Raw genomic sequence first — 24,366 nt, forward strand, 5'->3', positions numbered from 1 at the left:
GGTCGATACCCACTCTTTCGGATCGCGATTCGTCCCATTATAATGCAGTGCAACAGGCCGACTCGGCCGCTGTCAGCGTGCAGATTCCGTTGAGGGAGCCCGATGAGGCCATGAACGCTTTCGAAGCACAGCGCGCCTTTGAAGAGCAACTTCGGGCGCATGCCCGGATCGACCCTTCGGTTGCCCCCGTCTGGCGTCGGTCGACGCTCCGCATGATCCTGTATATCGAGCTTCTTTTGCTCGACAGCATCGCGATCCTTGCCGCCTTTTATCTCGCCGCCTGCACCCGCGACGGCAACTGGTTGTCGCTCGCCGGCATCAATGTCGGCGTCTTCCTGCTGCCGATCACGCTGGGCACCGCGCTCGCCAGCGGCACCTATTCGCTGGCCTGCCTGCGCTACCCGGTGAGCGGGGTGAAGAACATCTTCTCGGCGTTCTTCTTCTCGGTCTTCGTCGTGCTGCTCGGCAGCTATCTGCTCACCGCCGAGCTGCCGCTGTCGCGCGTCCAGCTGGCCGAGGGCACGCTGCTGTCCCTGTTCCTGCTCACCACCGGCCGGCTGATGTTCCGTCGCCACGTCCGCGCGGCGACCGGCGGCCGGCTGCTCGACGAGCTGGTGATCGTTGACGGCGTATCGCTCGACGTGGCTGGCGATGCGGTCGCGCTTGATGCACGCATCATCAACCTGTCGCCGAACCCGCGCGACCCGCAGATGCTCCACCGGCTGGGCACCACCGTGATCGGCTTCGATCGCGTGGTCGTCGCCTGCACCGAGGAGCATCGCGCGGTCTGGGCGCTGCTGCTCAAGGGCATGAACATCAAGGGCGAGATCCTCGTCCCCCAGTTCAACGCGCTCGGCGCGATCGGTGTGGATTCGTACGACGGCAAGGACACGCTGGTCGTGTCGCAGGGCCCGCTCAGCATGCCGAACCGCGCCAAGAAGCGCGCGCTGGATCTCGCGATCACGGTACCTGCGGTGCTGGCACTGTCGCCGCTGATGATCCTCGTCGCGATCCTGATCAAGCTGGAGAGCCCGGGCCCGGTGCTGTTCGCGCAGGATCGCGTCGGCCGCGGCAACCGGCTGTTCAAGATCCTCAAGTTCCGTTCGATGCGCGTCACGCTGTGCGACGCGAACGGCAATGTCTCGGCCAGCCGCGACGACGATCGCATCACCAAGGTCGGCCGCTTCATCCGCAAGACCAGCATCGACGAGTTGCCCCAGCTGCTCAACGTACTCCGCGGCGACATGAGCGTGGTGGGCCCCCGCCCGCACGCGCTGGGCTCGCGCGCTGCCGACCATCTGTTCTGGGAAATCGACGAGCGCTACTGGCACCGCCACACGCTCAAGCCGGGCATGACCGGCCTCGCCCAGGTGCGCGGCTTCCGCGGCGCCACCGATCGCCGCGTCGACCTGACCAACCGCCTCCAGGCGGACATGGAATATATCGACGGCTGGGACATCTGGCGCGACATCACCATCCTGTTCAAGACGCTGCGGGTGATCGTGCACTCCAACGCATTCTGATCCACGCACGTCGCGGGGCCGCGCGATCGATCCGCGAACGGATTGACAGCGGCCCCGCTTCCGTTTCTCGTTTCGTAGTCGTTGCGGCCCTGCCCGCGCCATGGGGGATTATTGAATGAAGGGCATCATCCTTGCGGGGGGCAGCGGCACGCGCCTCTACCCTGCAACGCTGTCGATCTCGAAGCAGCTGCTTCCCGTGTATGACAAGCCGATGATCTTCTACCCGCTGTCGGTGCTGATGCTCACCGGCATCCGCGACATCCTGATCATCTCCACGCCCCGCGACCTGCCGATGTTCCAGGCGCTGCTTGGCGACGGATCGGCCTTCGGCATCAACCTCAGCTATGCCGAGCAGCCCTCGCCCAACGGCCTGGCCGAGGCCTTCGTGATCGGCGCCGATTTCGTCGGCAACAATCCCAGCGCGCTGATCCTGGGCGACAATATCTACCACGGCGAAAAGATGGGCGAGCGCTGCAAGGCCGCCGCTGAGCAGGCCTCGCAGGGCGGCGCCAATGTGTTCGCCTACCATGTCGACGATCCCGAGCGCTACGGCGTCGTCGCGTTCGACCCCGAGACGGGGGTCGCCACGAGCGTCGAGGAAAAGCCGGAGAACCCCAAATCGAATTGGGCGATCACCGGCCTCTATTTCTACGACAAGGATGTCGTCGACATCGCAAAGTCGATCCAGCCCTCTCCCCGCGGCGAGCTCGAGATCACCGACGTCAATCGCGTCTATATGGAACGCGGCGACCTCCACATCACCCGGCTGGGCCGCGGCTATGCCTGGCTCGACACCGGCACGCATGACAGCCTGCACGATGCCGGCTCCTTCGTCCGGACGCTGGAGCACCGCACCGGCGTGAAGATCGCATGCCCCGAGGAAGTGGCGTTCGAGGCTGGCTGGCTCGGCGCCGAGGATCTGGTCAAGCGCGCCGCCGGGCTCGGCAAGACCGGCTATGCCGCCTATCTCCGCAAGGTGGCGGCCGCGGCATGACCCAGGTCCATCACCACGAGCTGTCCGGCGTGATCGAGTTCACGCCCCCCAAGTACGGCGATCATCGCGGCTTCTTCTCCGAGGTATTCAAGCAGTCGGTGCTCGATGCCGAGGGCGTCGAGGCGCGCTGGGTGCAGGACAATCAGAGCTTCTCGGCGCAGCCCGGCACGATCCGCGGCCTGCACCTGCAGGCGCCGCCCTTCGCCCAGGCGAAGCTGGTCCGCGTGCTGCGCGGCGCGATTTTCGACGTTGCTGTCGACATCCGTCGTGGCTCGCCCACCTATGGCAAATGGGTCGGTGTCGAGCTCTCGGCGGAAAAGTGGAACCAGCTGCTGGTGCCTGCCGGCTTCGCGCACGGCTTCATGACGCTCGTTCCGGATTGCGAGATCCTCTATAAGGTCAGCGCGAAATACGCGAAGGACGAGGAAATGGCGATCCGCTGGGACGATCCCGACCTCGCCATCGCCTGGCCGGACATCGGCGTGGCGCCCGTGCTGTCCGAAAAGGACGCCGAAGCGCCGTCCTTCGCCGACTTCAACACCCCCTTCTTCTATCAGGGCTGAGCCATGCAGCAGACCTTCCTCGTCACCGGCGGCGCCGGCTTCATCGGCTCGGCGGTGGTACGCCACCTGGTTCGCCAGGGTGCGCGCGTCATCAATCTTGACAAGCTCACCTATGCCGGCAACCCGGCCTCGCTGACCGCGATCGAGAACGCGCCCAACTACCGCTTCGTCCATGCCGACATCGCCGACACCGCGACGATCCTGCCGCTGCTGCGCGAAGAGCAGGTCGATGTGGTGATGCACCTCGCCGCCGAGAGCCATGTCGATCGCTCGATCGACGGCCCGGGCGCGTTCATCGAGACCAATGTCGTCGGCACCTTCAAGCTGCTCCAGTCGGCGCTGCAATATTGGCGCGAGCTGGAAGGCGAGAAGCGCGACGCGTTTCGCTTCCACCACATCTCCACCGACGAAGTGTTCGGCGACCTGCCGTTCGACAGCGGCATCTTCACCGAAGAGACGCCCTATGATCCCTCCTCGCCCTATTCGGCGTCGAAGGCGGCGAGCGACCATCTGGTCCGCGCCTGGGGCCACACCTATGGCCTGCCGGTGGTGCTGTCGAACTGCTCGAACAATTACGGGCCGTTCCACTTCCCCGAGAAGCTGATCCCGCTGACCATCCTCAACGCGCTCGAGGGCAAGCCCCTGCCGGTCTACGGCAAGGGCGAGAACATCCGCGACTGGCTGTACGTGGACGACCACGCCAAGGCGCTGGCGACCATCGCCACGACCGGCAAGGTCGGCGAGAGCTACAATGTCGGTGGCCGCAACGAGCGCACGAACCTGCAGGTGGTCGAGACGATCTGCGACCTGCTCGACCAGCGCATTCCGCTGGCCGACGGCCGCAAGCGCCGCGAGCTGATCACCTTCGTCACCGACCGCCCCGGCCATGACCGCCGCTATGCGATCGACGCGACCAAGCTCGAAACCGAGCTCGGCTGGAAGGCCGAGGAGAATTTCGACACCGGCATCGCCGCGACGATCGACTGGTATCTCGCCAACGAATGGTGGTGGGGCCCGATCCGCTCCGGCAAGTATGCCGGCGAGCGTCTGGGCCAGACCGCCTGATGCGCATCCTCGTAACCGGGCATGACGGCCAGGTCGCCCAGGCGCTGGCCGAGCAGGCGCAGGGCCACGAGCTGGTCTTCACCACCTATCCCGAGTTCGACCTCTCCAAGCCGGAGACCATCGAGGCGGCGGTGGCGCGGATCCAGCCCGAGCTGATCGTCTCGGCCGCCGCCTACACGGCGGTCGACAAGGCCGAGAGCGAGCCCGAGCTGGCGATGGCGATCAACGGCGACGGCCCCGGCGTGCTGGCGCGCGCGGGCGCCAAGATCGGCGCGCCGATCATCCATCTGTCGACCGACTATGTGTTCGACGGCAGCCTCGACCGCCCCTGGCGCGAGGACGATCCCACCGGCCCGCTCGGCGTCTATGGCGCGACCAAGCTCGCCGGCGAGCAGGCGGTGCAGGCCTCGGGCGCGACCCACGCGGTGCTGCGACTGGCCTGGGTCTACAGCCCGTTCGGCGCGAATTTCGTCAAGACGATGCTGCGGCTCGCCGAAACCCGCGACGCATTGAACGTCGTCGAGGACCAGCGCGGCTGCCCGAGCTCGGCGCTCGACATTGCAACGGCCATCCTCACGGTGGTCGATCACTGGCAGCGCGAAGGCACGACCAGCGGGCTCTACCATTTCACCGGCTCGGGCGAGACCAACTGGGCGGACTTTGCCCGTGCGATCTTTGCCGAAAGCGCGAAGCATGGCGGCCCTACCGCCGAGGTTACCGGCATCCCTACCTCGGGCTACCCGACGCCTGCGCAGCGCCCGGCAAACTCCCGACTCGATTGCACGCGCTTCGCCGAGACCTTCGGCTATCGCGCGCCGCAGTGGCAGGATTCGCTCGCGGTCGTCGTAGCGCGACTGCTCGGCTGAACGCGCCCCTACACGTTATCCCGGCGAAAGCCGGGATCCAGTCGCCTCTCGGTTTCAGCCGCGGTCGGAACGGAGACCCCAATGGATCCCGGCTTCCGCCGGGATGACGGCGGGCTGGATGGGTGACGCGTTCTCCGCCAAGCGGAGCCTGTCGATCAGCGAACCGTGATCCTCCGCGCGATCCCCTCGCCGATTCGCGCCGCAGCCTCGGCCCGGAGATGCAGCCCGTCGGCCTGGAGCGGCACCGCCAGCCCCTGAAGGAACGCCGCCGGATCGGCGAACGCCACGCCTTCCGCCGCCGCCGCCGCCCGCGCCGCTTCGCGATAGGGCGCGATCGCCTTCGCCGCATAGGCCGTACCTGCCGGCGGCGGCGCGAGGACGAGCACCTGTGCCCCCGCCGTCACATGCCGGCGCACCAGCCCCGCCAGCGTCGCCCGATAGGCGTCGATCGGCACCGCGTGCCGCCAGCCGCGGGGATTGGCGTCGTTCGTGCCGTACATCAGCACGACGAGGTCGGCGCGGGGCTCGGATGCCCAGCGCCGCACGCCCATCGCGGTAGTATCGGCCGGATAGCCATGGTTGACGACGCGGACCTGCTCGCCGAGCGCCCTGGCCAGCGTCTCGGGAAACGGAGTTGCTACCCGCTTCGCCCCCGCGCCGTTGATCGCGGGCACGCTGCCGCCCCGGCGCTGCGCGCCATAGGTCAGGCTGTCGCCCTCGCACACTATCGTACCGCCGCGCGGCACCGCCAGCGTGCCGCCGAGCGCGGCGAGCGGCTGCCCCGCGCCGACCATCGCGGCACCGCCCCAGCGGAACGCCGGCACGAAGCGCCAACCCAGCCCGGCGGTCACGACAACCAGCGCAAGCGCGATGCCAAGGCCGACCCGCTTATTTGACCAGCGCATCGCGCAGATAGGGTTCCCCCGGCTTGCGCAGGATGCCCCAGATGTCGGTCTCGATACCCGAGCGCACCACCACCGCGGGGTTGCCGGCAACGATCGACTTGGGGGGCACGTCCTTGGTCACCACCGATCCGGCGGCGACGATCGAGCCGTCGCCCACGCGCACGCCCGGCAGAATCAGGCTGCGCGCGCCGATGAAGCAGCTCTTGCCGATATAGGTGTCGGTCTTCAGGTTGCGCGTCATGTCGTGCGACAAAATCGCCGCACCGAAGGCCACATAGGACCATTCGTCGATATGGATTCCCTTGGGGAAGGTCTTGTCGAGCTTCGCCGTGTTCGAGATCCGAACGGTCGGGTGAATGTCCATACCCCAGAATTTATTGTAGAAGCGGATGCGAAGTCGCACGATTAGCCGTTGCAGCCAGATCAGCTTGTTCAACGAGGCCATTGCGGTTCCTTTTTCCAGCCATGGGTTGGGCAGTCGCGACCCGCCTAACAAATCCCGCAAATCAAGTCGACGCACCGAAAGGCGAGTGCAAAGGGTTGCCGCGCCAATCGCTTGTCCGTAACGCTCGCCCCGTGTCCGAAGCCCGACCCGACCGCATCGCCACCGGCCTGGCGCTCCGCCTCTTCGCCATCGCCTGCATGTCGACGATGTCGGCGCTCATCAAAATGTCGGAGCTGCGCGGGGCCTCGCTGATCGAGACGATGTTCCATCGCCAGCTCTGGGCGGTGCCGCTGGTGACCTTGTGGGTGGTGATGGGGCCGGGCCTCAAGTCGCTCAAGACCGCGCGTTTCGGCGCGCATGTCTGGCGCACCGCGGTGGGGCTCACCGGCATGATCTTCACCTTCGGCGCGGTGATCCTGCTGCCGCTGGCCGAAGCGCAGACCTTCCAGTTCACCGTCCCGATCTTCGCCACGCTGCTCGGCGCGCTGATCCTCGGCGAGCCGACCGGGTGGCACCGCTGGGGGGCAGTGATCGTTGGCTTCATCGGCGTGCTGATCGTCGTGCAGCCGGGGCGCGAGGCGATCCCGATCCTCGGTGCGGCGGTCGGGCTCACGGCGGCGCTGTTCGTCGCGATCGTCGCGATCACGCTGCGCCAGATCACCCGGACGGAAAGCGCGGGCACCACGGTGTTCTGGTTCTCGCTGCTCTCGGTGCCGGTGCTGGGCGCGATCTACGCCTTCAACTACCGTCCCCATGATCCCGCTACCTGGGCGATCCTGATCGCCACCGGGCTCGTCGGCGGCGTCGGCCAGCTGGCGCTCACCGCTGCTATGCGCTTCGCCCCCGTCTCCGCGGTGGTGCCGATGGACTATTCGGGGCTGATCTGGGCGACGCTTTACGGCTGGCTGCTGTTCGACGTGTTCCCGACCTTCTCGACCTGGCTCGGCGCGCCGGTGATCATCGGCAGCGGGCTCTACATCGTCTATCGCGAGCAGAAGCTGGCGCGTGGGCGCGCTAGCTACGCCGAAACGCCACTATGAGGTTGTTGGCGGGCATCGCCACCCGCCGCTCGAACACCAACCCCTGCGCTTCCGCCGCCGCCACGACATCGCCCAGCAACCGCAGGCCCCAGGCGGGATCGCGCGCGCGGAGCGACTGGTCGAACTCTTCATTGGAGGGCGCGGTGGGCACGTCGGCCTCGCGATAGGGCCCGTACAGGATCAGCGGTGCGCCCGGCGGCAGAAGCCGCCCCGCCCCCGCCATCAGCCCCAGCGTCGCGTCCCAGGGGCTGATATGGACCATGTTGATGCACAGGATCGCATCGGCATGGGCGACCGGCCACGCCTTCGCCGCCGCATCGAGCGCGACCGGCGGGCGGACATTGGCCAGCCCCTCGCACCACGCGGCGATCGAGGCGAGCGCGTCCGGGTCCGGGTCGCTCGGATGCCATTCCAGCTTGGGGAAATGCTCGGCGAAATAGGCGCAATGCTCGCCGCTGCCGCTCGCCACTTCGAGTACGCGACCAGCGGCGGGGAGCAGGTCGCCGAGCATGGTCGCGATCGCCGCGCGGTTGCGCAGCGTCGCGGGGGCATGGCGCCGCACGCCTTCGGGCGGGGCGAGCCAGCTGCGCTCGCGATCGCTCATGCGGCCGCGCGCGCCTGGGCGAGCAGCCTACGCCCACGAAGGTACATCTCGACGCGCATCAAGCTGAACAGCCCCAGCGCCATCGTGCCGAACGCCTGGGTCAACAGCATCAGGTCGAGGTGCAGCGCCGAGCCCTCGGCCTGGCAGATCATCTTAACCGCAATCAGCACGACAATGAACAACAGCCCGCCAATCGACGCCTTCTGGTTGAGCTGGTGCGTCTCCGGATCGACCGAGAGGCGCATCATCTTGCCCCGCTGCCACCCGAGCCCGGCGCCCACCACCAGCGCTGCGGCGCACAGCGCCCAGCCGCCGAGGCTTGGCTGCGTCCTCAGGAACAGGCTGGCGACGAGCAGTGCATAGAGCGCCGGGATGATCCACAGTCGTTCAAGCGTTAGCGGCCGAGTCTTCGCCATCCGCCGCATCCGCAAGGCGAGGATCAGCCCCACGACGAGTGCGGTGATTCCATATTGGATCAGGTGCGGCGTATCGAACTGCATGGCGGAATTCCCCCGGGAATCGATGCGATGCAGCATAGGGGGAAGCACGACGGCGTCAAAACACGGTTTTCACGCCCTGTCCCGGACCGCGACGCCTGTCGCGGCCCGAACACAGGACGTCAGTTGCCCGGGCGCTCGATCTTGTATTCCTTCGGCGGCGCCGCGCCCATCAGGTTCTCGACGAAATAGTCCCAGCGGCGGCGCATCATGTAATAGGACTGGTCACCATAGCCGTGATGCGCACGTGGAAACAGGACGAGGTCGAAGTCCTTGTTGGCCTTTTCAAGGGCATCGACCACCAGCAGCGTCGACGATACCGGCACATTGTCGTCGAGCAGGCCGTGCGCCAGCAGCAGCTTGCCCTTCAGGTTCTTGGCCAAGTCCTGGTTGGCCTGGATGTCGTAGTTCGAGGTCTTGCCGTCGGTGGTCAGCAGACCGAGATACTTCTCGTAGAAGTCGTCCTCATAGTTGCGATTGTCATGGTTGCCGCTCTCGGCGATGCCGACCTTGAAGAAGTCGGGATAGAGGAACATCGCGGTCGCCGTCGCATTGCCGCCGCCCGAATGGCCCCAGATGCCGACGCGGTCGAGGTCGAGCCAGGCATAGCGCTTGCCCAGATCCTCGATACCGCTCTTCTGGTCGGGCACCGCCTGCTTGCCCATGTCGCGGTAGTAATAGTCCTGGAAGGCCTTGGAGCGGCGCGGCGTGCCCAGCGCGTCAATCTCGACCACGGCGAAACCCAGCTGCGCCAGCGCGCCCGCGTCGCCCTGTGATGCGGAGAACTGCCGCGAGGGGATCGTACCCATGAACGGGCCCGGATAGACATAGTCGATCACCGGATATTTGCGCTGGGGATCGAGCCCCGCCGGCTTGAACAACAGGCCGTGGCACAGCGTCTTGCCGTCGCTGCACTGGACGGCGATGCTCTCCGGCGCCTGCCAGCCCGCCGCCTTCAGCCGCGTCACGTCGCCCTCCGCCAGTTGCTGGACGATCGCTCCGTCGGCGCGGCGCAGCACCGCGGTCTGCGGCTCCTGCGGGGTCGAGTAGATGTCGACGAAATAGCGGCCGTCGCTCGACGGGAACGCGATATGGTCCTGCTTCTCCGGCGTCAGCAGCTTGGGCTTTCCACCCTTCAGGTCGACCGCATAGACGCTGCGGTAATAGGGATCCGTGCCGGCCTCGCGCCCGACGCCCGCCACCAGCATCTTGCCGCTGCGCTCGTCGATGTAGATGGGATGGTCGACGTTCCACTGGCCCTGGGTCACCTGCCGCACGAGCTTGCCGGTGCCGGCATTGTACAGATAATAATGGCCCCAGTCGTCGCGCTGCGACCACCACAGGATCTCGCCGCGCTCGGAGAGATAGCGCCAGTTGATCCCTTCGTCGTTATAGCCGCTGTCGAACCAGGTCGGCACCGTCTCGGTGAACACGTCCCGCACCGCGCCGCTCGCCGCATCGGCGATGCGCACGGTCTCCACCTTGTGGTCGCGCGAGGTCGAGACGAAGGCGAGCGTCTTCGCGTCCTTCGCCCATTGCATGTCCTGCGGGCCCTCGCCGCAGACCACGTCGTCGCAAAGCGAGGAGCGATGCGGCTCCGCCGGCATCTTGAGGCGGATAACCTTGGCCGTATCCACATCGACGAAGACGCGCTGGATCTGGATGATCTCCTTGTCGCCGACGAACGGATATTTCCACGTGTCGACCTGCGAGTGCCCGACCTGCGTCGTGGTGGTGGAAAAGTCCGCCACCGCGCGCTGGTCCTGCTGGAAGGTCGCGAGCTTCCTGGAGTCCGGGGACCAGATCACGATCGCCTGGTCCGAATGCTTCCAGCCCGCATTGTCCGTCGCGTAGCCGAAATCCTTGACGCCGTCGGTGGTCAGCTGCCGCTCCGCGCCCGTCGCCATGTCGCGAACCCACAGGTTCCAGTCGCGGACGAAGGCGGCGCGCTTGCCGTCCGGGGAGAGCACCGCATCCGCCGGGCCCTGCTGCGCCAGATAGCCCGCGATCTGCCCGGCGCTCGGTGCCGCCGACTCCTTGCAGCCATAGGGCTGCACCATCGCGCACATGTAGCGCTTGCCGCCGACGCTCAGGACCGCGCTGTTCTTTGCGAGATCCGGCGCGAAGTCGCCAATGGTTAGCTTCGATGCGTCCTGCGCCTGCAGACCGGCCGCGTTGAGCGACGTGAGCAGTGCCGTGGTCTCGAAGGCGGCCTTCTTGGTGCGCTTGGCGGCGTCGACCAGCATGATGGTCGGGACGCCATGGTCGGTGTCGACATACCAGAAGCGGCGCGCGTCGATCCAGTGTGCCGAGCGCACCGCATGGTCGACGAGCGGCGCCGTCCACGGCGCCAGCTGGTGCGCGGCGCGGCTATAGGCGGCGTCGGTCAGCACCGGGCGCTGTTGCGCGGTCGCGGTGCCGGCGGTCAGGGAAGCCAGGAGACAGCAGGCGATCAGGCGCATCGAGCAACTTTCCGAAGGAGTGGAGTCGGCCATCCGCAAGGAAGAGGGTCTACGGCGCGTCCTTCCGCCGCTGGCCCCCCGCGCGGGCCCGGCGCAGCGCGCGCGGGCCCGCCCTGTATGCAGAGCGGCGGCAGCGACCGCAATAGGCCCCAAAAAGCAAGACGCCGGCTGGAAGCGGGGGCTTCCAGCCGGCGTGTGCGACCCTCTCGGGGGGTAACGGGTCGGTGGCTTACTCGGCCGCTTCGGCCGGTGCCGCGTCCTTGTAGGCCAGCACCGGCTTGCGCGCGGCGAGCGTCTCGTCGAGGCGGCGGCGAGGCGCGAAGTGCGGTGCGCTCTTCAGCGCTGCCTCGCCCTGCTTGGCCTTGGTCGCGACGTTGCGGAACGCGCCGATGAACTGGTCGAGTGCTGCCTTGCTCTCGGTCTCGGTCGGCTCGACCAGCATCGCGCCGTGGACAACAAGCGGGAAATACACCGTCATCGGGTGATAGCCCTCGTCGATCAGCCCCTTGGCGATGTCGATGGTCGAGAAGCCCTCGGGCAGGCCCTTGTCGCTGAAGATCGCCTCATGCATGCACGGGCCGGTCTTGGCGAAGGGCGCGTCGAGCACGTCCTCCATCGAGCGCAGCACATAGTTGGCATTGAGCACCGAATCCTCGGCGACCTGGCGCAGGCCGTCGGCACCGTGGCTGAGAATATAGGTCAGCGCGCGGGTGAACATGCCCATCTGGCCGTGGAAGGCGGTCATGCGGCCGAAGGTGCCGGCATGATGCTCCTCGGCATTCTCTTCCTCGACGATGCGATAGCCGTCCGCGGTCTTCTCGACGAAGGGCAGCGGGGCGTAGGGCGCCAGCGCCGCCGACAGCACCACCGGACCCGAACCCGGACCACCGCCGCCATGCGGGGTGGAGAAGGTCTTGTGCAGGTTGATGTGCATCGCATCGACGCCGAGGTCGCCCGGGCGCACCCGGCCGACAATCGCGTTGAAGTTGGCGCCGTCGCAATAGACATAGCCGCCGGCGGCATGGACCGCGTCGGAAATATCCTTGAGGTCCGGCTCGAACAGCCCGCAGGTGTTCGGGTTGGTGATCATCACGCCGGCAATGTCCGGTCCCAGCCGCGCCTTGAGCGCCGCCACGTCGACCCGGCCTTCGGGCGTCGCAGGGATATCTTCCACCGCGAAGCCGGCGAACGCCGCCGTCGCCGGGTTGGTGCCGTGTGCGGATTCGGGCACCAGCATGATGCGGCGCGCGGTCTCGCCCTTGGCGTCGAGCGCGGCGCGAATCGCCAGCACGCCGCAGAGTTCGCCGTGCGCACCGGCCTTGGGGCTCATCGCCACCGCCTGCATGCCGGTGAGCGTGATCAGCCAGTGCGCCAGCTGGTCGATCGCTTCCAGCGCACCCTGCACGGTATCGACCGGCTGCAGCGGGTGGATGTCGGCGAAGCCCGGCAGGCGCGCCATCCGCTCGTTGAGGCGCGGATTGTGCTTCATCGTGCAGCTGCCCAGCGGGAACAGGCCGAGGTCGATCGCATAGTTCTGCCGGCTGAGGCGGGTGTAATGCCGCACCGTCTCGGGCTCGGACAGGCCCGGCAGGCCGATCGCCTTCGAGCGCTCCATGCCGGCGAGGCGCGACTTGCCCGCGGGGGCCTCACCGAAATCGACGCCGGTGGTGTCGGTGGAGCCGATCTCGAAGATCAGCGCCTCTTCCAGCATCAGCGCGCGGTTGCCGGTGAAGGTGGCGGCGTCGCTTTCGCCGGCCTGCGGCGTGGTGGGGCGCCAGCCCGACTGGTTGATCGTGCTCATGCCAGCAGCTCCTCGAGTGCGGAGGCAAGCGTCTCGACGTCCTCCTCCGTGGTGGTTTCGGTGACCGCGACGACGAGGCCGTTCTGGAGTTCCTCGACGCCCGGATAGAGGCGACCGAGCGACACGCCGGCCAGGATGCCCTTGTCGGCCAGCTGACGGACGACCGGGCGCGCTTCCTTGGAAAGCTTCAGGGTGAATTCGTTGAAGAACCGGTCGGTGACCAGCTCCACCCCGTCCACTTCGGCCAGGCGACCCGCGGCGGCGCTGGCGCCGACATGGTTGAGCTCGGCGAGCTGGCGCAGGCCCTTCTCGCCCAGCAGCGTCATGTGCACCGACATGGCGAGCGCGCAAAGCACCGAGCTGGTGCAGATGTTCGACGTCGCCTTTTCGCGGCGGATATGCTGCTCGCGGGTGGAGAGCGTCAGCACGAAGCCACGCTTGCCGCTGGCATCGACGGTCTCGCCGCAGAGGCGGCCCGGCATCTGGCGGACCAGCTTTTCCGAGCAGGCGAACAGGCCGACATAAGGACCGCCGAACTGCAGGCCGACGCCGAGCGACTGGCCCTCGCCGACGACGATGTCCGCGCCCATCTCGCCCGGCGCCTTGATCGCGCCCAGCGCCACCGGCTCGGTGACGACGGCGATCAGCAGCGCCTTCTTGGCGTGGCACGCCTCGGCCAGCGCCGACATGTCCTCGATGCGGCCGAGAATGTCGGGATACTGGACGACGACGCACGAGGTGTCGGCGTCGATCGCATTGATCAGGTCGAGCGTGTCGGGTTCGGGGCTCAGCGTCGGCACGCCGGTGACCAGCTGGTCGCCGGTGAAGCGCGCCATCGTCTTGGCAACCGAAACATAGTGCGGGTGCAGGCCGCCCGAGAGGATCGCCTTGCCGCGCTTGGTGACGCGCCGCGCCATCGAGATCGCTTCCCAGCACGCGGTCGAGCCGTCGTACATCGAGGCGTTGGCGACGTCGCAGCCCAGCAGCCGTGCGATCTGGCTCTGGAACTCGAACATCATCTGCAGCGTGCCCTGCGCGATTTCCGGCTGGTAGGGCGTGTAGGCGGTGAGGAACTCGCCGCGCTGGATGAGGTGATCGACCGAGGCCGGCACATGGTGGCGATAGGCCCCTGCCCCCAGGAAGAACGGCGCCTCACCGGCGGCAATGTTCTTGCGGGCGAGCGCGGTCATGTGGCGTTCGACCGCGAGTTCCGACGCGTGCATCGGCAGGCCGGCGATCGGCCCGCTGAGGCGGGCGCTTTCGGGCACGTCGACGAACAGGTCGTCGATCGACTGGGCGCCGATCGTGCCAAGCATCGCCTGACGGTCGGCCGGGGTAAGGGGCAGGTAGCGCATCGACTGTCCTACTCCCCTCCCGCGTGCGGGAGGGGTTGGGGGTGGGCGCCCGCCATCCGCGGGCCTTTCGGTTTGGGGCGGATTTGGCCCGCCCCAGCATTCCTCCCGCATGAGGAGGAGAAATTCGGTGCCCCCCGTGATTCTCCCCTCCCGCTTGCGGGAGGGGCCGGGGGTGGGCGCCCGCCATCTACGGAGCGCCCGGTCAGGAGGAGAGCGTGGGCCCACCCCCTGCCCCCTCCCGCACGCGGGAGGGTGAAAGGTCAGATCACAGCTTCTCGACGAACGCCTGGTACTTGGCCTCGTTCATCAGGCCTTCCAGCTCGCTTTCGTCGCTGAGCGTCATCTTGAAGAACCAGCCTTCGCCTTCCGGATCCTCGTTCACCAGCGCGGGGTTCTCGGCGAGGTCGGCATTGCCCTCGACGACGGTGCCCGACACCGGCGCGTACACGTCCGAAGCCGCCTTCACGCTCTCGACAACGGCGGCATCGTCGCCCTTGCTCAGTTCCTTGCCCTCGTCGGGCACTTCGACGAACACGATGTCGCCGAGCTGGCTCTGGGCATATTCGGTGATGCCGACCGTCGCGACGTCGCCGTCGACTTCGATCCACTCATGGTCTTCGGTAAAATAACGGCTCATGTCACGCTCCCTTTCGGACATAGCGGTGGGGTACGAAGGGCATCGCAACGACCTCCGCGGAATGCTGCTTGCCCCGCTGGACAAGCGTAATCTTGGTGCCGGCCGCTGCAAGGGCCGCGGGCACATAGGCCATCGCAATCGGCTTCTGCACCGACGGCGCGAACCCGCCCGAGGTGACCTTGCCGACTTCCGCGCCGCTGGCATCGATCACCGCCGCGCCCTCGCGCACCGGCTGGCGGCCCTCGACGATCAGGCCGACGCGCTTCATGGCGCTGCCCTGCTCGCGCTCGGCGAGGATGCGCTCGGCACCGGCAAAGCCACCCTCCTCGCGGCGGCGCTTCGACAGGGCGAAGCCGAGATCGGCGGCGACCGGCGTGGTCTCCAGGTCGAGGTCGTGGCCGTAGAGCGGCAGGCCGGCTTCGAGGCGCAGCGAGTCGCGCGCGCCCAGGCCGATCGGCTTGACTTCCGGCTGCGCAGTGAGCGCGTCGGCGAATGCTTCCGCAGCCTCGCCCGGCAGCGAGATCTCGTAGCCGTCCTCGCCGGTATAGCCCGAGCGGCTGACCCAGAGCGGGTTGCCGTTCCACTCGAACGCGGCGGCGGTCATGAACACCAGCTTCTCGACACCCGGAAGCACGCGGGCGAGCGCGGTGACCGCTTCCGGCCCCTGCAGCGCCAGCAGCGCCTGGTCTTCGAGATGGTTGATCGTCACTTCGTCGGGCAGGAATTCGCGGAACACGCCGAGATCGTCCCACTTGGTCGCGCCATTGACGACCATGTAGATCGTGCCGCCATCGATCTCGAAGGCGTTGTCGGCGGGCAGACGAGTCATCATCAGGTCGTCATGGATGCCGCCTTCTTCGCTGAGCAGCAGCGAATAGCGCATCCTGCCCTCGCCCAGGCCCTTCACGTCGCCCGGCAGCAGCTTTTCGAGACCGGCGTCGAACTCGACGCCCGAGAAGAGCAGCTGGCCCATATGGCTGACGTCGAACAGCCCGGCATGCTCGCGCGTCCAGAGATGCTCGGCCATGATGCCTTCATACTGGACCGGCATCGAATAGCCCGCGAACGGCACCATCCGGCCGCCGCGCGCGCGGTGCCAGGCGTCGAGCGGCAGCGTCTCGATCGGCAGGTCGGTGGCGGTGTCTTCGGCGGCTTCGCTCATCGGGGCACTCCGGGCATCAAGGGTTCAACGGCGCGCGTCGGCCCAAGGCCCCCGCCACACCATCGCCCCCTCTGTCACGGAACCTGAGAGCTTTCGCACGGGTTTGGACCCGGCTTACCCCTTCGGTGGAGCCCAGCCTCGAAGGCCGTCTCGCTTTCCAGAGTGTCGTGGCCTGCGCGGTCCTCGGTGCCTGAGAGATTCCGGGGCGGTTGCTCCTTCGGCGATCCGGCGAACCGGATTCTCTCCCGCGCATGCCCATGCCGGTTGCCCGGCATCGACGCGGGGAGCCTTGGCGGGACGGCTTGTCGGAGTCAATCGGGATTGCGGGTAAATCTGGGCAGAACGTGCGCCCCTCCCGCTTGCGGGAGGGGCTGGGGGTAGGCCCCGCCATCCGCGAGCACACCGGCGCAGGAGAGCATGGCAGGCCCTTTACTGCGAGCGCATTGTCTGGAGGAGAGCGAGCGCCCACCCCCCCTGCCCCCTCCCGCACGCGGGAGGGGGTTCACAAGGTCACCGCGTCGCGTTGTACTTGAGCTGCTCGTCGGTCAGCTGGAAGCCCACCAGCGCCTCGAAGGTCGCCGAGAGCACCGAGCGGCGGATATTGGGATCGCTCAGCGGATCGGTCGCCGCCGACTCCGCGCCGGCCTTGCGCTTCTCGGTCAGGCGGCGGCGGACGTCGTCGGGCAGCGTCGCGGCGGCGTGCGAAACGCTGCTGGTCGCCTGGCCGACCGCGCTGGCGCGGATCTGCCCGGCATCGAAATGCAGCGTGACGTTGGCGATGCGCTTCGCCTCGACATTGGTGCCGCCGCGCACGACGGTCAGGAAATAGGGCAGCACAACGTCGCGCGCCGGACCGGCATCGCGGCGGCGCGCCAGCACGTCGAACTTGATGCTGGTCACCACCTGCGCGCTCGCATCGTCGCAGCTCGACTGGACGTTGGTGATCGTCGCCACCACGTCGATCGCGCTGGCTTCGCGGCTGGTCGCGGGATCGAACAGCGTCACATCGCCGGTGCCGGCCGGAATCGCCACCGTCGGGCAGGCGGTGCGGACCGCGCTGATACCGCCTTCGGTGATTTCGCCGGTGCGGGCGCATCCGCCGGCGGCGAGCAGGATCAGGGCGGGAACGGTGAACTTGGCGACAGACAAGGAAGGCAACCTTTCGAACCGAACAGCCGCCCCCCATCTCACACGGACCGGGGCCGGAACGGCGCGCACCATAGGAACCGCCTTCCGCCCGCGCAAGCAATCGCGTAGAGGCTCCACCCGATGGCAAACACCGAAAAGCGTCCCCTGGAGCTGCTGATCGCAGCGCCCCGCGGCTTCTGCGCCGGCGTCGACCGCGCGATCCGCATCGTCGAACTCGCGATCGAGAAATATGGTGCGCCGGTCTATGTCCGGCACGAGATCGTCCACAACAAGTTCGTCGTCGAGAATCTGCGCGCCAAGGGCGCCGTGTTCGTCGAGACGCTGGACCATGTGCCGGACGGCGTGCCGGTGGTCTTCTCCGCGCACGGCGTGCCCAAGGCGGTGCCGCACAAGGCCGAGCAGCGCGGCCTTTCCTATCTCGACGCGACCTGCCCGCTCGTCTCCAAGGTCCATCGCCAGGCCGAGCGGCATGTCGCGGCTGGGCGCCACATCCTGTTCGTCGGACACCAGGGCCACCCCGAGGTGATCGGCACCTTCGGCCAGGTGCCGGAAGGATCGATGACGCTGGTCGAGACCGAGGCGGACGCCGAGTCGGTCGTGGTGCCCGATCCCGAAAACCTCGCCTTCCTCACCCAGACGACGCTGTCGGTGGACGATACCGCCGCGGTGCTGGGCATCCTCAAGCGCCGCTTCCCGACGATGCTGGCGCCGGGCGCCGACGACATCTGCTACGCCACCTCCAACCGCCAGGGCGCGGTGAAGGCGATCGCCGAGCAGGCCGAGCTGGTGCTGGTGATCGGCGCGCCGAACTCGTCCAACTCGCTGCGGCTGGTCGAGGTCGCCAAGCGCGGCGGCGCCCGCGCGGTGCTGATCCAGCGCGCCGCCGAGATCGACTTCGCCTGGTTCGACGGCGTGACCAAGGTCGGCATCAGCGCCGGCGCCTCGGCGCCCGAAGTGCTGGTGCGCGAAGTGGTCGAGCGGATCGGCACGCAGTTCGCGGTGACCGAGCGCGAGGTCGAGACGGTGGAGGAAAGCGTCGTGTTCAAGCTGCCGCGCGGGCTCGAGGCTGCGTAATGGCCGTCTACACGCAGGTTTCGGCCGAGGCGCTGTCCGCGTTTCTCGAGCGCTTCGACGTCGGTGAACTCGTCTCCGCCAAGGGCATCGCCGAGGGGGTGGAGAACAGCAACTATCTCGTCGACACAACCAAGAGCCGCTTCATCCTGACCCTCTACGAGAAGCGCGTCGACCAGGGTGACCTGCCCTATTTCATGAGCCTGCTCGATCACTGCGCCGATCGCGGGCTGCCGGTGCCCCCGGCGGTGCCAGATCGCGACGGCACGCTGATCCACACGCTGGAGGGCCGCCGGGCGTGCCTGATCCAGTTCCTGTCGGGCGTCTCGGTCTCGCACCCCACACCCGCGCAGGCCCGCGCGGCGGCCGAAGCGATGGGCAAGATGCACAAGGCAGTCGCCGACTTCCCGCAGGATCGGCCCAATTCGATGGGCGTCGACACCTGGCGCCCGCTGTTCGAGCGCTGCGGCACCAGCCTCAACCAGATCGCGCCGGGCCTGTACGACGAGATCGGCCAGGCGCTGGACCGCGTGACCAAGGCGTGGCCGCGCGAAGGCTTCGACACCTGCGCGATCCATGCCGACCTGTTCCCGGACAATGTCCTGATGCTCGGCAACCGGGTGACCGGCCTAATCGACTTCTACTTCGCCTCCACCGACCTGCGGCTCTACGACCTCGCGGTGATGCACACCGCCTGGGCGTTCGACTCCACGGGCGAAAAGTTCGATCCCTATGTCTCCGAGGCGCTGCTCCAGGGCTATGAGACCAGCTACAAACTGACCGAAGCCGAGCGTGCCATCCTGCCGCTGCTGGCTACCGGCGCCTGCATCCGCTTCACCCTGTCGCGCGCCTGGGACTGGCTCAACACCCCCGCCGACGCGCTGGTGACGCGCAAGGACCCGCTCGCCTTCTGGCGCCGCGCGCACGTCTACGCCTCGGCACTGGCGGCGATCGCATGACCGCCGAACTCCAGCATGTCGAGATCGCGACCGACGGCGCTTGCAAGGGCAATCCCGGCCCGGGCGGCTGGGGCGCGCTGCTGCGCATGGGCGACGTCGAGAAGGAAATGTCCGGCGGCGAGGCGCACACCACCAACAACCGCATGGAGCTGATGGCCGCCATCCAGGGCCTGAAGGCACTCAAGCGTCCGTGCCGGGTGACGCTCTCCACCGACAGCCGCTATGTGATGGACGGCCTGACCAAGTGGATCCATGGCTGGATGAAGAATGGCTGGCGCACGGCGGACAAGAAGCCGGTCAAGAATGCCGATCTCTGGCAGGAACTCCTCGCCGCCGCCAAGCCCCACCGGGTCGAGTGGAAATGGGTGAAGGGCCATGCCGGCCACCCGGACAACGAGCGCGCCGACAAGCTGGCCAGCGACGCGGCGGTGGCGGCGCGGTGAACGATGGGCGAGGGGCGACGATGCCGCCCCTCATTGTCGCCTGAATTAGCCGTGCTGGGCCGCCGCGCGCTTCTTGGCGACCTTTGCCTGGTGATGCCCGACGAGGCAGCCTGCCGCCGCACCGGCGACGGCATGGCCCTTGCCGACGAAGTGGCCCGCCACGCCGCCGACCGCCGCGCCCTTGACGCAGCCGGCGGCCAGGGACGGGCTGGAAACGAGGCATGCCGCTGCGAGTGCGGCCAGGAACTGGGGCTTCATGTGCGATCCTCTCTTTGAATCCTGCCCATAGAACGCTTCGGCCTGCGGAAGGATCAACAAGGTGTACGCGTGCGCCCGCTCGGGTCGGTCCGCAGCGAAACGCGAAGGTGGCCGCACGCTGAGAAGATGCGGGGGAGCTCCCGCCTCAGGCCTGCGTCTGGAACCGTTGGCTGCCGAGCTTCCAGCGTGCTTCCGCTTCGATGCCGCGGCAGCCCCAGATGTGGAACGCGTACGAGTCCGCCGGGCGCGCGCGCATGATCTGGTCGATCAGATAGCTGAGATAGATTTCGCTGCCGATCATCCGGTTGCGGTTACGCACCAGCACCAGGTTCGGCGCCCAGGCAGGATCATTCCCCATCTGCCTGCTGAGCGCCCAATAATCCTCGCTCGCCGTCGTCGTCCCCGTCTGCCAGTGCGATCCCAGGACTTTTCCCAGGGCCAGATCGGACGCGAGATACTCGCTATGCCGCGTCTCGGTGACATGCCGTTGGTTGTTGGCGATCGAATCGCTGAAGAAGCGCACCGGGCCGTCCATCATCGTCAGCGCGCTGCCGCCATAGACGCCATAGTGGATGGCGACCCGCTGCGGGACGGTGAAGGTCTTGCCGGTGATCTGCGCCGAATGCGCCATCACCACATAGTCGGTGGTGTTTCCGCCACGACTCTCGAGAAGCCAGCAATGCTGCCCGATCGCCGTCATGTTGCCCGGTCTGTTCGTCATCGCGACACCTTTCTTCGCACCCTGTCGGGCTGCCTCGCGAAGCGGCTTTTGCGGACGCGCATATCAAAATTGGTTCGGAACGCCGCGCATTGGTTACGATCGCAACCAAACACGCGCCCGCCGTAGCGCGTTGGTGATCCTGCCGCGCCGCACCGGCCGGCGCCGGAGAAGCCGCTGGCCAATCCCGCACGGCTTTGGCAGGCTCCGCGCACCGCGACACGCGGATCGACGATATTGGAGAGGTCGCCCCATGCACCCTTATGCCGTTCTGCTGCTCCTCGCCGCGCCGCCCCAGCAGGCGGCGCCCGCCCCTGCGCAGGCCGAGCATGTCGCGATCCAGGCCGCCGACATCGATCGCAGCGCGACCTTCTACCACGAAGCATTCGGGCTGCGGCTCATCCCGACCCCGCTCAAGAACCGCCGCTGGCTCGATCTCGGCCATGGCATGGCGCTGCACATCCTCGACGGCCGCACCGCCCCCAAGCCGTCGAACCGAGACGAGCATCTCGCGCTCCATGTCGACGATCTCGCTACGGTGACGGCGTGGCTCGACGCGCACCACCTCGCCTGGACCAACTTCACCGGCGAGCCACACACGATGCAGCTTCGCTTCGACGGGGTACGGCAGATTTATGTGCAGGATCCCGACGGCTACTGGCTGGAGGTGGGGGACAGCCGGGGTGTGCCGGCGAATTGACCGGAAGCGCCCCAGAATGCGTCATTCGATTGACTTGGCAGCTTGCTTGGTAGCGGACGTTGGTTCAGGTTCAGCATATGCACGACGACCGGTGGGTGTGGCCTGAACGGCGCGATCTTTATCGTGCTTGTTCGACCCTGGCGGATCCTCAAGCGACTTCCGCACATGTTAGCGAAGCGGCGAGCACGCTTCTCAACGAGATCGAACTATACGATGACCCGCGTCAGGGAAAAGGCCTATGGCTGTTCCCCGACGAAAGCCTAGTCGCTGACGATCTTGCGGCCAAGCTTCACGCGCTTGCTGGCGCTGAGACCTCAGGAGATTGGGGCGAAGCGATCACCGGTCATTCTACTTGGCCCGATATATGTGCCGACGCTCAAAAGCTCGTTGGAATGATTCGTCACAATGGGCAGGGGACGGCGCAGAAGGTCCGTTAATGGTCGGCGGCCGCCGAAGGCGGGCCGTCGGCTAACCATCAGTAGCGGCCACGCCCCTTTCGGTAAGGATATCGCGACCGGCCCAGCTACTGCGTCATCCCCGCGCAAGCGTGGATACTTTGGCGCTGGTCTTTTCGGTTCTATCCCCAACCTCTTGGCAGATGGATTGTCGCCTACGCGGCAATGACTATGGTGTTGGGCGGGCGTCGCGAACCAATCGGCGCGAGCGCCTCTCGATGCGCGCCGCCCCCGCCCCTTACGCCGTGGCCAGCGCCACCTCATACTGCGCCGTGGTCTTCGCCGCGACTTCCTCCGCGGTCACGCCCGGTGCCAGCTCTATCAGCCGGAACGGCGAGCCATGATCCGCGCGCGAAAACACCGCGAGGTCGGTGATGATCATGTCCACCACATTCTTCCCCGTCAGCGGCAGGGTGCAGTCGGGGATGAACTTGGGGCTGCCGTCCTTGGCGTTGTGCTCCATCACCACGATGATCTTCTTCACGCCGGCGACCAGGTCCATCGCGCCGCCCATGCCCTTGATCATCTTGCCCGGGATCATCCAGTTGGCGATGTCGCCGCTTTGGCTCACTTCCATCGCGCCGAGCACGGTCAGGTCGATATGCCCGCCGCGGATCATCGCGAAGCTGTCGGCCGAGCTGAAATAGACCGAGCTGGGCAGCTCGCTGATCGTCTGCTTGCCGGCGTTGATCAGGTCCGGATCCTCGTCGCCTTCCAGCGGGAAGGGGCCGATGCCGAGCATGCCGTTCTCGGACTGGAGCGTCACCTCGACGCCCGCCGGGATGTGGTTCGCCACCAGCGTCGGGATGCCGATGCCCAGATTGACGTAGAAGCCGTCCTGCAGCTCCTTCGCGGCGCGCGCCGCCATGTCGTCGCGGGTCCAGGCCATCAGTGCTTCTCCTGCGGATCCGTCCAGCGCGTCGCCGACGGGAAGGTTTGGTCATAGGTGGAACCGAGCCCGGTTCCGTAGACGGGGTTGGGCAGCACGAACCAGCCATGCCCCCAGAGCGCGGCGAGCGCCGGGCTCGCCGCCGCCGCGCGCCGCTCGGGCGGGGTCAGGCCGGCGAACAGGTCGGTGAAGTCGCCGAGCTGGTCGCCGCCCATCGCCACCACGCACCAGCGCTGGGCGATCGCATTGCGGCGGCCGTCCTTGCCCGACTTGCCGTCGACATCGCCCTTGAGGAACAGCGTCTCGCCATATTTCGCCGGGCCCAGTCCCGCGAAGGTCAGCGCCGCTTCGGTCTGCTCGGCGTTGGCGGCGGCGCGGTTGGTATTAAAGACCACCGTGACGCCCATCGCCCTGAGCGCTCGCACCGCGTCGAGCGCACCGGGGACGGCGGCGACCTTCATCGCGCCGGTCTTTTCCCATCGATCCCAGCGCGCCGAATCCCAACCGTCCGAGCGCTGCGCATCGTCGCCCTCATAGCCGAGGTTGAGCAGCAGCGTCTCGTCGACGTCGAACACGGCGGCCGGCGGCTTGTCGCCGCAGGACTGGAAGCGCGGGCTCGCCAGCGTCGCGCCGGGCTCCAGCACCACCGACACGCCGCCGCGCTTGGCGATGCGCGCCCGCGTCTGGTCGACCAGCGCAGCATAGGCCTGCACGCTGAGCGCGGCCGCCTCGCCGGAGCCGTAGAGATACTGCATGCCCGCCGGCACCCCGCCGGCCGGTACCGCAGGCACCGGCGCGGGCGGGGCCTGCGTCACGCTCGCATCGACCACGCAGCCCGACAGCGCCAGCCCGGCCGCGAGGAGCAGCCCGTGGCGAATCATGCCGCCTCGCGCGGACGGACGGTGCGGAACTCGATCTTCTTGTCGTAGGGTGCGCCGACGACCAGCCGCTTCACATAGATGCCCGGCAGGTGGATCTGGTCGGGGTCCAGCGCGCCCACCGGCACCACTTCCTCCACCTCGGCGATGCAGAGGTGGCTGGCGGTGGCCATGGGCTGGTTGAAGTTGCGCGCGGTCTTTCGGAAAATGAGGTTGCCCGCCTCGTCGGCCTTCCAGCCCTTGATGATCGAGATGTCGGCGCGGATGCCGCGTTCGAGGATATATTCCTCGCCGTCGAAGACCTTCACTTCCTTGCCCTCGGCCACCTTCGTGCCGACGCCGGTCTTGGTGTAGAAGCCGGGGATGCCCGCGCCCCCTGCCCGGCAGCGCTCCGCCAGCGTGCCCTGCGGACAGAATTCCACCTCCAGCTCGCCGGAGAGATACTGGCGCTCGAACTCCTTGTTCTCGCCGACATAGGAGGAGATCATCTTCTTCACCTGACGGCTGCGCAGCAGCTTGCCCAGGCCCTCGTTATCGATGCCGGCATTGTTCGAGGCGATGGTGAGGTCCTTGACGCCCGCAGCCTGGATCGCGTCGATCAGCCGCTCGGGGATGCCGCACAGGCCGAAACCGCCCGCGCAGATCATCATCCCGTCGAACAGCAGCCCTTCCAGCGCTGCGTTCGCGTTGGGGTAGAGCTTGTCCATCGACGATTCCCTCCGAATGTTTGGGGTGGCGATAATACCCCCGAGGCGACCGGGTCAAGCGAACCTGAACCGAGTTTCAACTTGTCGTGGTTGACCGTACGGAAGCGCTAACTGTTGCATCTGCGCAACATACCAAGGTGTAACGTACTTGTCATATTGCACCCGCGAACAGAGTGCCTATTTGGGGCGTCTGGATGGCCATCCGGGAATAACAAGTAAC

The 24,366-nt window shown here is 67.2% G+C and carries 26 protein-coding genes and 1 riboswitch; of the genes, 11 read left to right on the forward strand and 15 right to left on the reverse strand.

The features are described from left to right. The first annotated feature begins 110 nt into the window (after nt 1-110). From ABIC35_RS09940 to rfbD, 5 genes are all read left to right on the forward strand, one after another. Complete coding sequence (locus ABIC35_RS09940; protein ID WP_121074548.1) at nt 111-1,523, forward strand: exopolysaccharide biosynthesis polyprenyl glycosylphosphotransferase; 1,413 nt, start codon at nt 111-113, stop codon at nt 1,521-1,523. Nucleotides 1,524-1,638: 115 nt separating this feature from the next. Continuing rightward, complete coding sequence (gene rfbA, locus ABIC35_RS09945; RefSeq protein ID WP_121074545.1) at nt 1,639-2,517, forward strand: glucose-1-phosphate thymidylyltransferase RfbA; 879 nt, start codon at nt 1,639-1,641, stop codon at nt 2,515-2,517. Continuing rightward, complete coding sequence (gene rfbC, locus ABIC35_RS09950) at nt 2,514-3,080, forward strand: dTDP-4-dehydrorhamnose 3,5-epimerase (RefSeq protein ID WP_121074542.1); 567 nt, start codon at nt 2,514-2,516, stop codon at nt 3,078-3,080. The genes rfbA and rfbC overlap by 4 nt, the downstream gene beginning before the upstream one ends. 3 nt (nt 3,081-3,083) lie before the next feature. Then, a complete protein-coding gene (gene rfbB / locus ABIC35_RS09955) occupies nt 3,084-4,145 on the forward strand; it encodes a dTDP-glucose 4,6-dehydratase (protein ID WP_121074539.1) in 1,062 nt (353 codons plus the stop codon). After that, entirely contained in the window at nt 4,145-5,011 is an 867-nt protein-coding gene (gene rfbD / locus ABIC35_RS09960; protein ID WP_121074536.1) for a dTDP-4-dehydrorhamnose reductase, read from the forward strand. Before rfbB ends, rfbD begins: the two co-directional genes overlap by 1 nt. A gap of 155 nt (nt 5,012-5,166) precedes the next feature. Here the strand turns inward: rfbD and ABIC35_RS09965 are convergent, their stop codons facing one another. Together ABIC35_RS09965 and ABIC35_RS09970 are read right to left on the reverse strand one after the other, a co-directional pair. Then, entirely contained in the window at nt 5,167-5,916 is a 750-nt protein-coding gene (locus tag ABIC35_RS09965; RefSeq protein WP_121074533.1) for an SGNH/GDSL hydrolase family protein, read from the reverse strand. Then, nucleotides 5,900-6,361 (reverse strand): acyltransferase, encoded by a 462-nt coding sequence (locus ABIC35_RS09970; protein WP_121074530.1) that lies wholly within the window; start codon nt 6,359-6,361, stop codon nt 5,900-5,902. The genes ABIC35_RS09965 and ABIC35_RS09970 overlap by 17 nt, the downstream gene beginning before the upstream one ends. A 131-nt stretch (nt 6,362-6,492) precedes the next feature. On the opposite strand from ABIC35_RS09970, the gene ABIC35_RS09975 reads away from it, so the two are divergent. Further along, nucleotides 6,493-7,401: a DMT family transporter gene (locus tag ABIC35_RS09975; RefSeq protein WP_121074527.1), complete on the forward strand. Its 909-nt coding sequence runs from the start codon at nt 6,493-6,495 to the stop codon at nt 7,399-7,401. Here ABIC35_RS09975 and ABIC35_RS09980 read toward each other — a convergent pair. From ABIC35_RS09980 to ABIC35_RS10015, 8 genes are all read right to left on the reverse strand, one after another. After that, nucleotides 7,376-8,005, reverse strand: coding sequence for a DUF938 domain-containing protein (locus tag ABIC35_RS09980; protein WP_121074524.1), 630 nt, complete (start codon nt 8,003-8,005; stop codon nt 7,376-7,378). The two genes, ABIC35_RS09975 and ABIC35_RS09980, sit on opposite strands and share 26 nt — an antisense overlap. Then, the gene (locus ABIC35_RS09985) at nt 8,002-8,505 is read right to left on the reverse strand and encodes a CcdC protein domain-containing protein (RefSeq protein WP_121079168.1); all 504 of its coding nucleotides are present in this window, start codon (nt 8,503-8,505) and stop codon (nt 8,002-8,004) included. Before ABIC35_RS09985 ends, ABIC35_RS09980 begins: the two co-directional genes overlap by 4 nt. Before the next feature lie 119 nt (nt 8,506-8,624). Continuing rightward, complete coding sequence (locus tag ABIC35_RS09990; protein ID WP_121074521.1) at nt 8,625-10,964, reverse strand: S9 family peptidase; 2,340 nt, start codon at nt 10,962-10,964, stop codon at nt 8,625-8,627. 229 nt (nt 10,965-11,193) lie between these two features. Next, complete coding sequence (gene gcvPB, locus ABIC35_RS09995; RefSeq protein ID WP_121074518.1) at nt 11,194-12,765, reverse strand: aminomethyl-transferring glycine dehydrogenase subunit GcvPB; 1,572 nt, start codon at nt 12,763-12,765, stop codon at nt 11,194-11,196. After that, nucleotides 12,762-14,120, reverse strand: a complete 1,359-nt coding sequence (gcvPA, locus tag ABIC35_RS10000) for an aminomethyl-transferring glycine dehydrogenase subunit GcvPA (protein ID WP_121074514.1) — start codon at nt 14,118-14,120, stop codon at nt 12,762-12,764. The genes gcvPB and gcvPA overlap by 4 nt, the downstream gene beginning before the upstream one ends. A 265-nt stretch (nt 14,121-14,385) precedes the next feature. Then, nucleotides 14,386-14,757, reverse strand: a complete 372-nt coding sequence (gene gcvH / locus ABIC35_RS10005) for a glycine cleavage system protein GcvH (protein WP_121074511.1) — start codon at nt 14,755-14,757, stop codon at nt 14,386-14,388. 1 nt (nt 14,758) lies between these two features. Beyond that, nucleotides 14,759-15,919 (reverse strand): glycine cleavage system aminomethyltransferase GcvT, encoded by a 1,161-nt coding sequence (gene gcvT, locus ABIC35_RS10010; protein ID WP_121074507.1) that lies wholly within the window; start codon nt 15,917-15,919, stop codon nt 14,759-14,761. A gap of 167 nt (nt 15,920-16,086) precedes the next feature. Further along, nucleotides 16,087-16,177, reverse strand: a riboswitch (glycine riboswitch). 252 nt (nt 16,178-16,429) lie between these two features. Next, complete coding sequence (locus ABIC35_RS10015; protein WP_121074504.1) at nt 16,430-17,068, reverse strand: hypothetical protein; 639 nt, start codon at nt 17,066-17,068, stop codon at nt 16,430-16,432. A 120-nt stretch (nt 17,069-17,188) separates the two neighbouring features. On the opposite strand from ABIC35_RS10015, the gene ispH reads away from it, so the two are divergent. From ispH to rnhA, 3 genes are read left to right on the forward strand one after another with little or no spacing between them, the layout of a single operon-like run. After that, a complete protein-coding gene (gene ispH / locus ABIC35_RS10020; protein ID WP_121074501.1) occupies nt 17,189-18,142 on the forward strand; it encodes a 4-hydroxy-3-methylbut-2-enyl diphosphate reductase in 954 nt (317 codons plus the stop codon). Next, on the forward strand, nt 18,142-19,098 hold the full coding sequence (gene thrB, locus ABIC35_RS10025) for a homoserine kinase (protein ID WP_121074498.1): 957 nt from the start codon (nt 18,142-18,144) through the stop codon (nt 19,096-19,098). The genes ispH and thrB overlap by 1 nt, the downstream gene beginning before the upstream one ends. Then, nucleotides 19,095-19,541, forward strand: coding sequence for a ribonuclease HI (gene rnhA, locus ABIC35_RS10030; protein ID WP_121074495.1), 447 nt, complete (start codon nt 19,095-19,097; stop codon nt 19,539-19,541). Before thrB ends, rnhA begins: the two co-directional genes overlap by 4 nt. A 45-nt stretch (nt 19,542-19,586) precedes the next feature. Here the strand turns inward: rnhA and ABIC35_RS10035 are convergent, their stop codons facing one another. After that, a complete protein-coding gene (locus ABIC35_RS10035; RefSeq protein ID WP_093294162.1) occupies nt 19,587-19,799 on the reverse strand; it encodes a hypothetical protein in 213 nt (70 codons plus the stop codon). 145 nt (nt 19,800-19,944) lie between these two features. Then, the gene (locus ABIC35_RS10040; RefSeq protein WP_147425832.1) at nt 19,945-20,520 is read right to left on the reverse strand and encodes a hypothetical protein; all 576 of its coding nucleotides are present in this window, start codon (nt 20,518-20,520) and stop codon (nt 19,945-19,947) included. Nucleotides 20,521-20,770: 250 nt separating this feature from the next. Here ABIC35_RS10040 and ABIC35_RS10045 point away from each other — a divergent pair, with 250 nt between their 5' ends. After that, nucleotides 20,771-21,217, forward strand: coding sequence for a VOC family protein (locus ABIC35_RS10045; RefSeq protein ID WP_183049320.1), 447 nt, complete (start codon nt 20,771-20,773; stop codon nt 21,215-21,217). Nucleotides 21,218-21,294: 77 nt separating this feature from the next. After that, nucleotides 21,295-21,654, forward strand: coding sequence for a hypothetical protein (locus tag ABIC35_RS10050; RefSeq protein ID WP_147425831.1), 360 nt, complete (start codon nt 21,295-21,297; stop codon nt 21,652-21,654). A 256-nt stretch (nt 21,655-21,910) separates the two neighbouring features. Here ABIC35_RS10050 and ABIC35_RS10055 read toward each other — a convergent pair whose 3' ends face one another. Genes ABIC35_RS10055 through ABIC35_RS10065 form a run of 3 tightly spaced genes read right to left on the reverse strand, consistent with a single transcriptional unit; the run spans nt 21,911 to nt 24,146 of the window. Continuing rightward, complete coding sequence (locus ABIC35_RS10055; RefSeq protein WP_121074486.1) at nt 21,911-22,561, reverse strand: CoA transferase subunit B; 651 nt, start codon at nt 22,559-22,561, stop codon at nt 21,911-21,913. Further along, complete coding sequence (locus ABIC35_RS10060) at nt 22,561-23,442, reverse strand: 5'-nucleotidase, lipoprotein e(P4) family (protein ID WP_121074483.1); 882 nt, start codon at nt 23,440-23,442, stop codon at nt 22,561-22,563. Before ABIC35_RS10060 ends, ABIC35_RS10055 begins: the two co-directional genes overlap by 1 nt. Continuing rightward, nucleotides 23,439-24,146: a CoA transferase subunit A gene (locus tag ABIC35_RS10065; protein WP_121074480.1), complete on the reverse strand. Its 708-nt coding sequence runs from the start codon at nt 24,144-24,146 to the stop codon at nt 23,439-23,441. Before ABIC35_RS10065 ends, ABIC35_RS10060 begins: the two co-directional genes overlap by 4 nt. Nucleotides 24,147-24,366 lie beyond the last annotated feature (220 nt).

Origin of the sequence: Sphingomonas trueperi (assembly GCF_040545965.1) — a bacterium.
In the GTDB taxonomy this organism is placed as follows: domain Bacteria; phylum Pseudomonadota; class Alphaproteobacteria; order Sphingomonadales; family Sphingomonadaceae; genus Sphingomonas; species Sphingomonas trueperi_C.

Coding starts and splice junctions, on each gene's coding strand:
- ABIC35_RS09940 (WP_121074548.1), top strand. CDS start 111: ATGAACGCTTTCGAAGCACAGCGCGCCTTTGAAGAGCAACTTCGGGCG.
- rfbA (WP_121074545.1), top strand. CDS start 1,639: ATGAAGGGCATCATCCTTGCGGGGGGCAGCGGCACGCGCCTCTACCCT.
- rfbC (WP_121074542.1), top strand. CDS start 2,514: ATGACCCAGGTCCATCACCACGAGCTGTCCGGCGTGATCGAGTTCACG.
- rfbB (WP_121074539.1), top strand. CDS start 3,084: ATGCAGCAGACCTTCCTCGTCACCGGCGGCGCCGGCTTCATCGGCTCG.
- rfbD (WP_121074536.1), top strand. CDS start 4,145: ATGCGCATCCTCGTAACCGGGCATGACGGCCAGGTCGCCCAGGCGCTG.
- ABIC35_RS09965 (WP_121074533.1), bottom strand. CDS start 5,916: ATGCGCTGGTCAAATAAGCGGGTCGGCCTTGGCATCGCGCTTGCGCTG.
- ABIC35_RS09970 (WP_121074530.1), bottom strand. CDS start 6,361: ATGGCCTCGTTGAACAAGCTGATCTGGCTGCAACGGCTAATCGTGCGA.
- ABIC35_RS09980 (WP_121074524.1), bottom strand. CDS start 8,005: ATGAGCGATCGCGAGCGCAGCTGGCTCGCCCCGCCCGAAGGCGTGCGG.
- ABIC35_RS09985 (WP_121079168.1), bottom strand. CDS start 8,505: ATGCAGTTCGATACGCCGCACCTGATCCAATATGGAATCACCGCACTC.
- ABIC35_RS09990 (WP_121074521.1), bottom strand. CDS start 10,964: ATGCGCCTGATCGCCTGCTGTCTCCTGGCTTCCCTGACCGCCGGCACC.
- gcvPB (WP_121074518.1), bottom strand. CDS start 12,765: ATGAGCACGATCAACCAGTCGGGCTGGCGCCCCACCACGCCGCAGGCC.
- gcvPA (WP_121074514.1), bottom strand. CDS start 14,120: ATGCGCTACCTGCCCCTTACCCCGGCCGACCGTCAGGCGATGCTTGGC.
- gcvH (WP_121074511.1), bottom strand. CDS start 14,757: ATGAGCCGTTATTTTACCGAAGACCATGAGTGGATCGAAGTCGACGGC.
- gcvT (WP_121074507.1), bottom strand. CDS start 15,919: ATGAGCGAAGCCGCCGAAGACACCGCCACCGACCTGCCGATCGAGACG.
- ispH (WP_121074501.1), top strand. CDS start 17,189: ATGGCAAACACCGAAAAGCGTCCCCTGGAGCTGCTGATCGCAGCGCCC.
- thrB (WP_121074498.1), top strand. CDS start 18,142: ATGGCCGTCTACACGCAGGTTTCGGCCGAGGCGCTGTCCGCGTTTCTC.
- rnhA (WP_121074495.1), top strand. CDS start 19,095: ATGACCGCCGAACTCCAGCATGTCGAGATCGCGACCGACGGCGCTTGC.
- ABIC35_RS10035 (WP_093294162.1), bottom strand. CDS start 19,799: ATGAAGCCCCAGTTCCTGGCCGCACTCGCAGCGGCATGCCTCGTTTCC.
- ABIC35_RS10040 (WP_147425832.1), bottom strand. CDS start 20,520: ATGACGAACAGACCGGGCAACATGACGGCGATCGGGCAGCATTGCTGG.
- ABIC35_RS10045 (WP_183049320.1), top strand. CDS start 20,771: ATGCACCCTTATGCCGTTCTGCTGCTCCTCGCCGCGCCGCCCCAGCAG.
- ABIC35_RS10050 (WP_147425831.1), top strand. CDS start 21,295: ATGCACGACGACCGGTGGGTGTGGCCTGAACGGCGCGATCTTTATCGT.
- ABIC35_RS10055 (WP_121074486.1), bottom strand. CDS start 22,561: ATGGCCTGGACCCGCGACGACATGGCGGCGCGCGCCGCGAAGGAGCTG.
- ABIC35_RS10060 (WP_121074483.1), bottom strand. CDS start 23,442: ATGATTCGCCACGGGCTGCTCCTCGCGGCCGGGCTGGCGCTGTCGGGC.
- ABIC35_RS10065 (WP_121074480.1), bottom strand. CDS start 24,146: ATGGACAAGCTCTACCCCAACGCGAACGCAGCGCTGGAAGGGCTGCTG.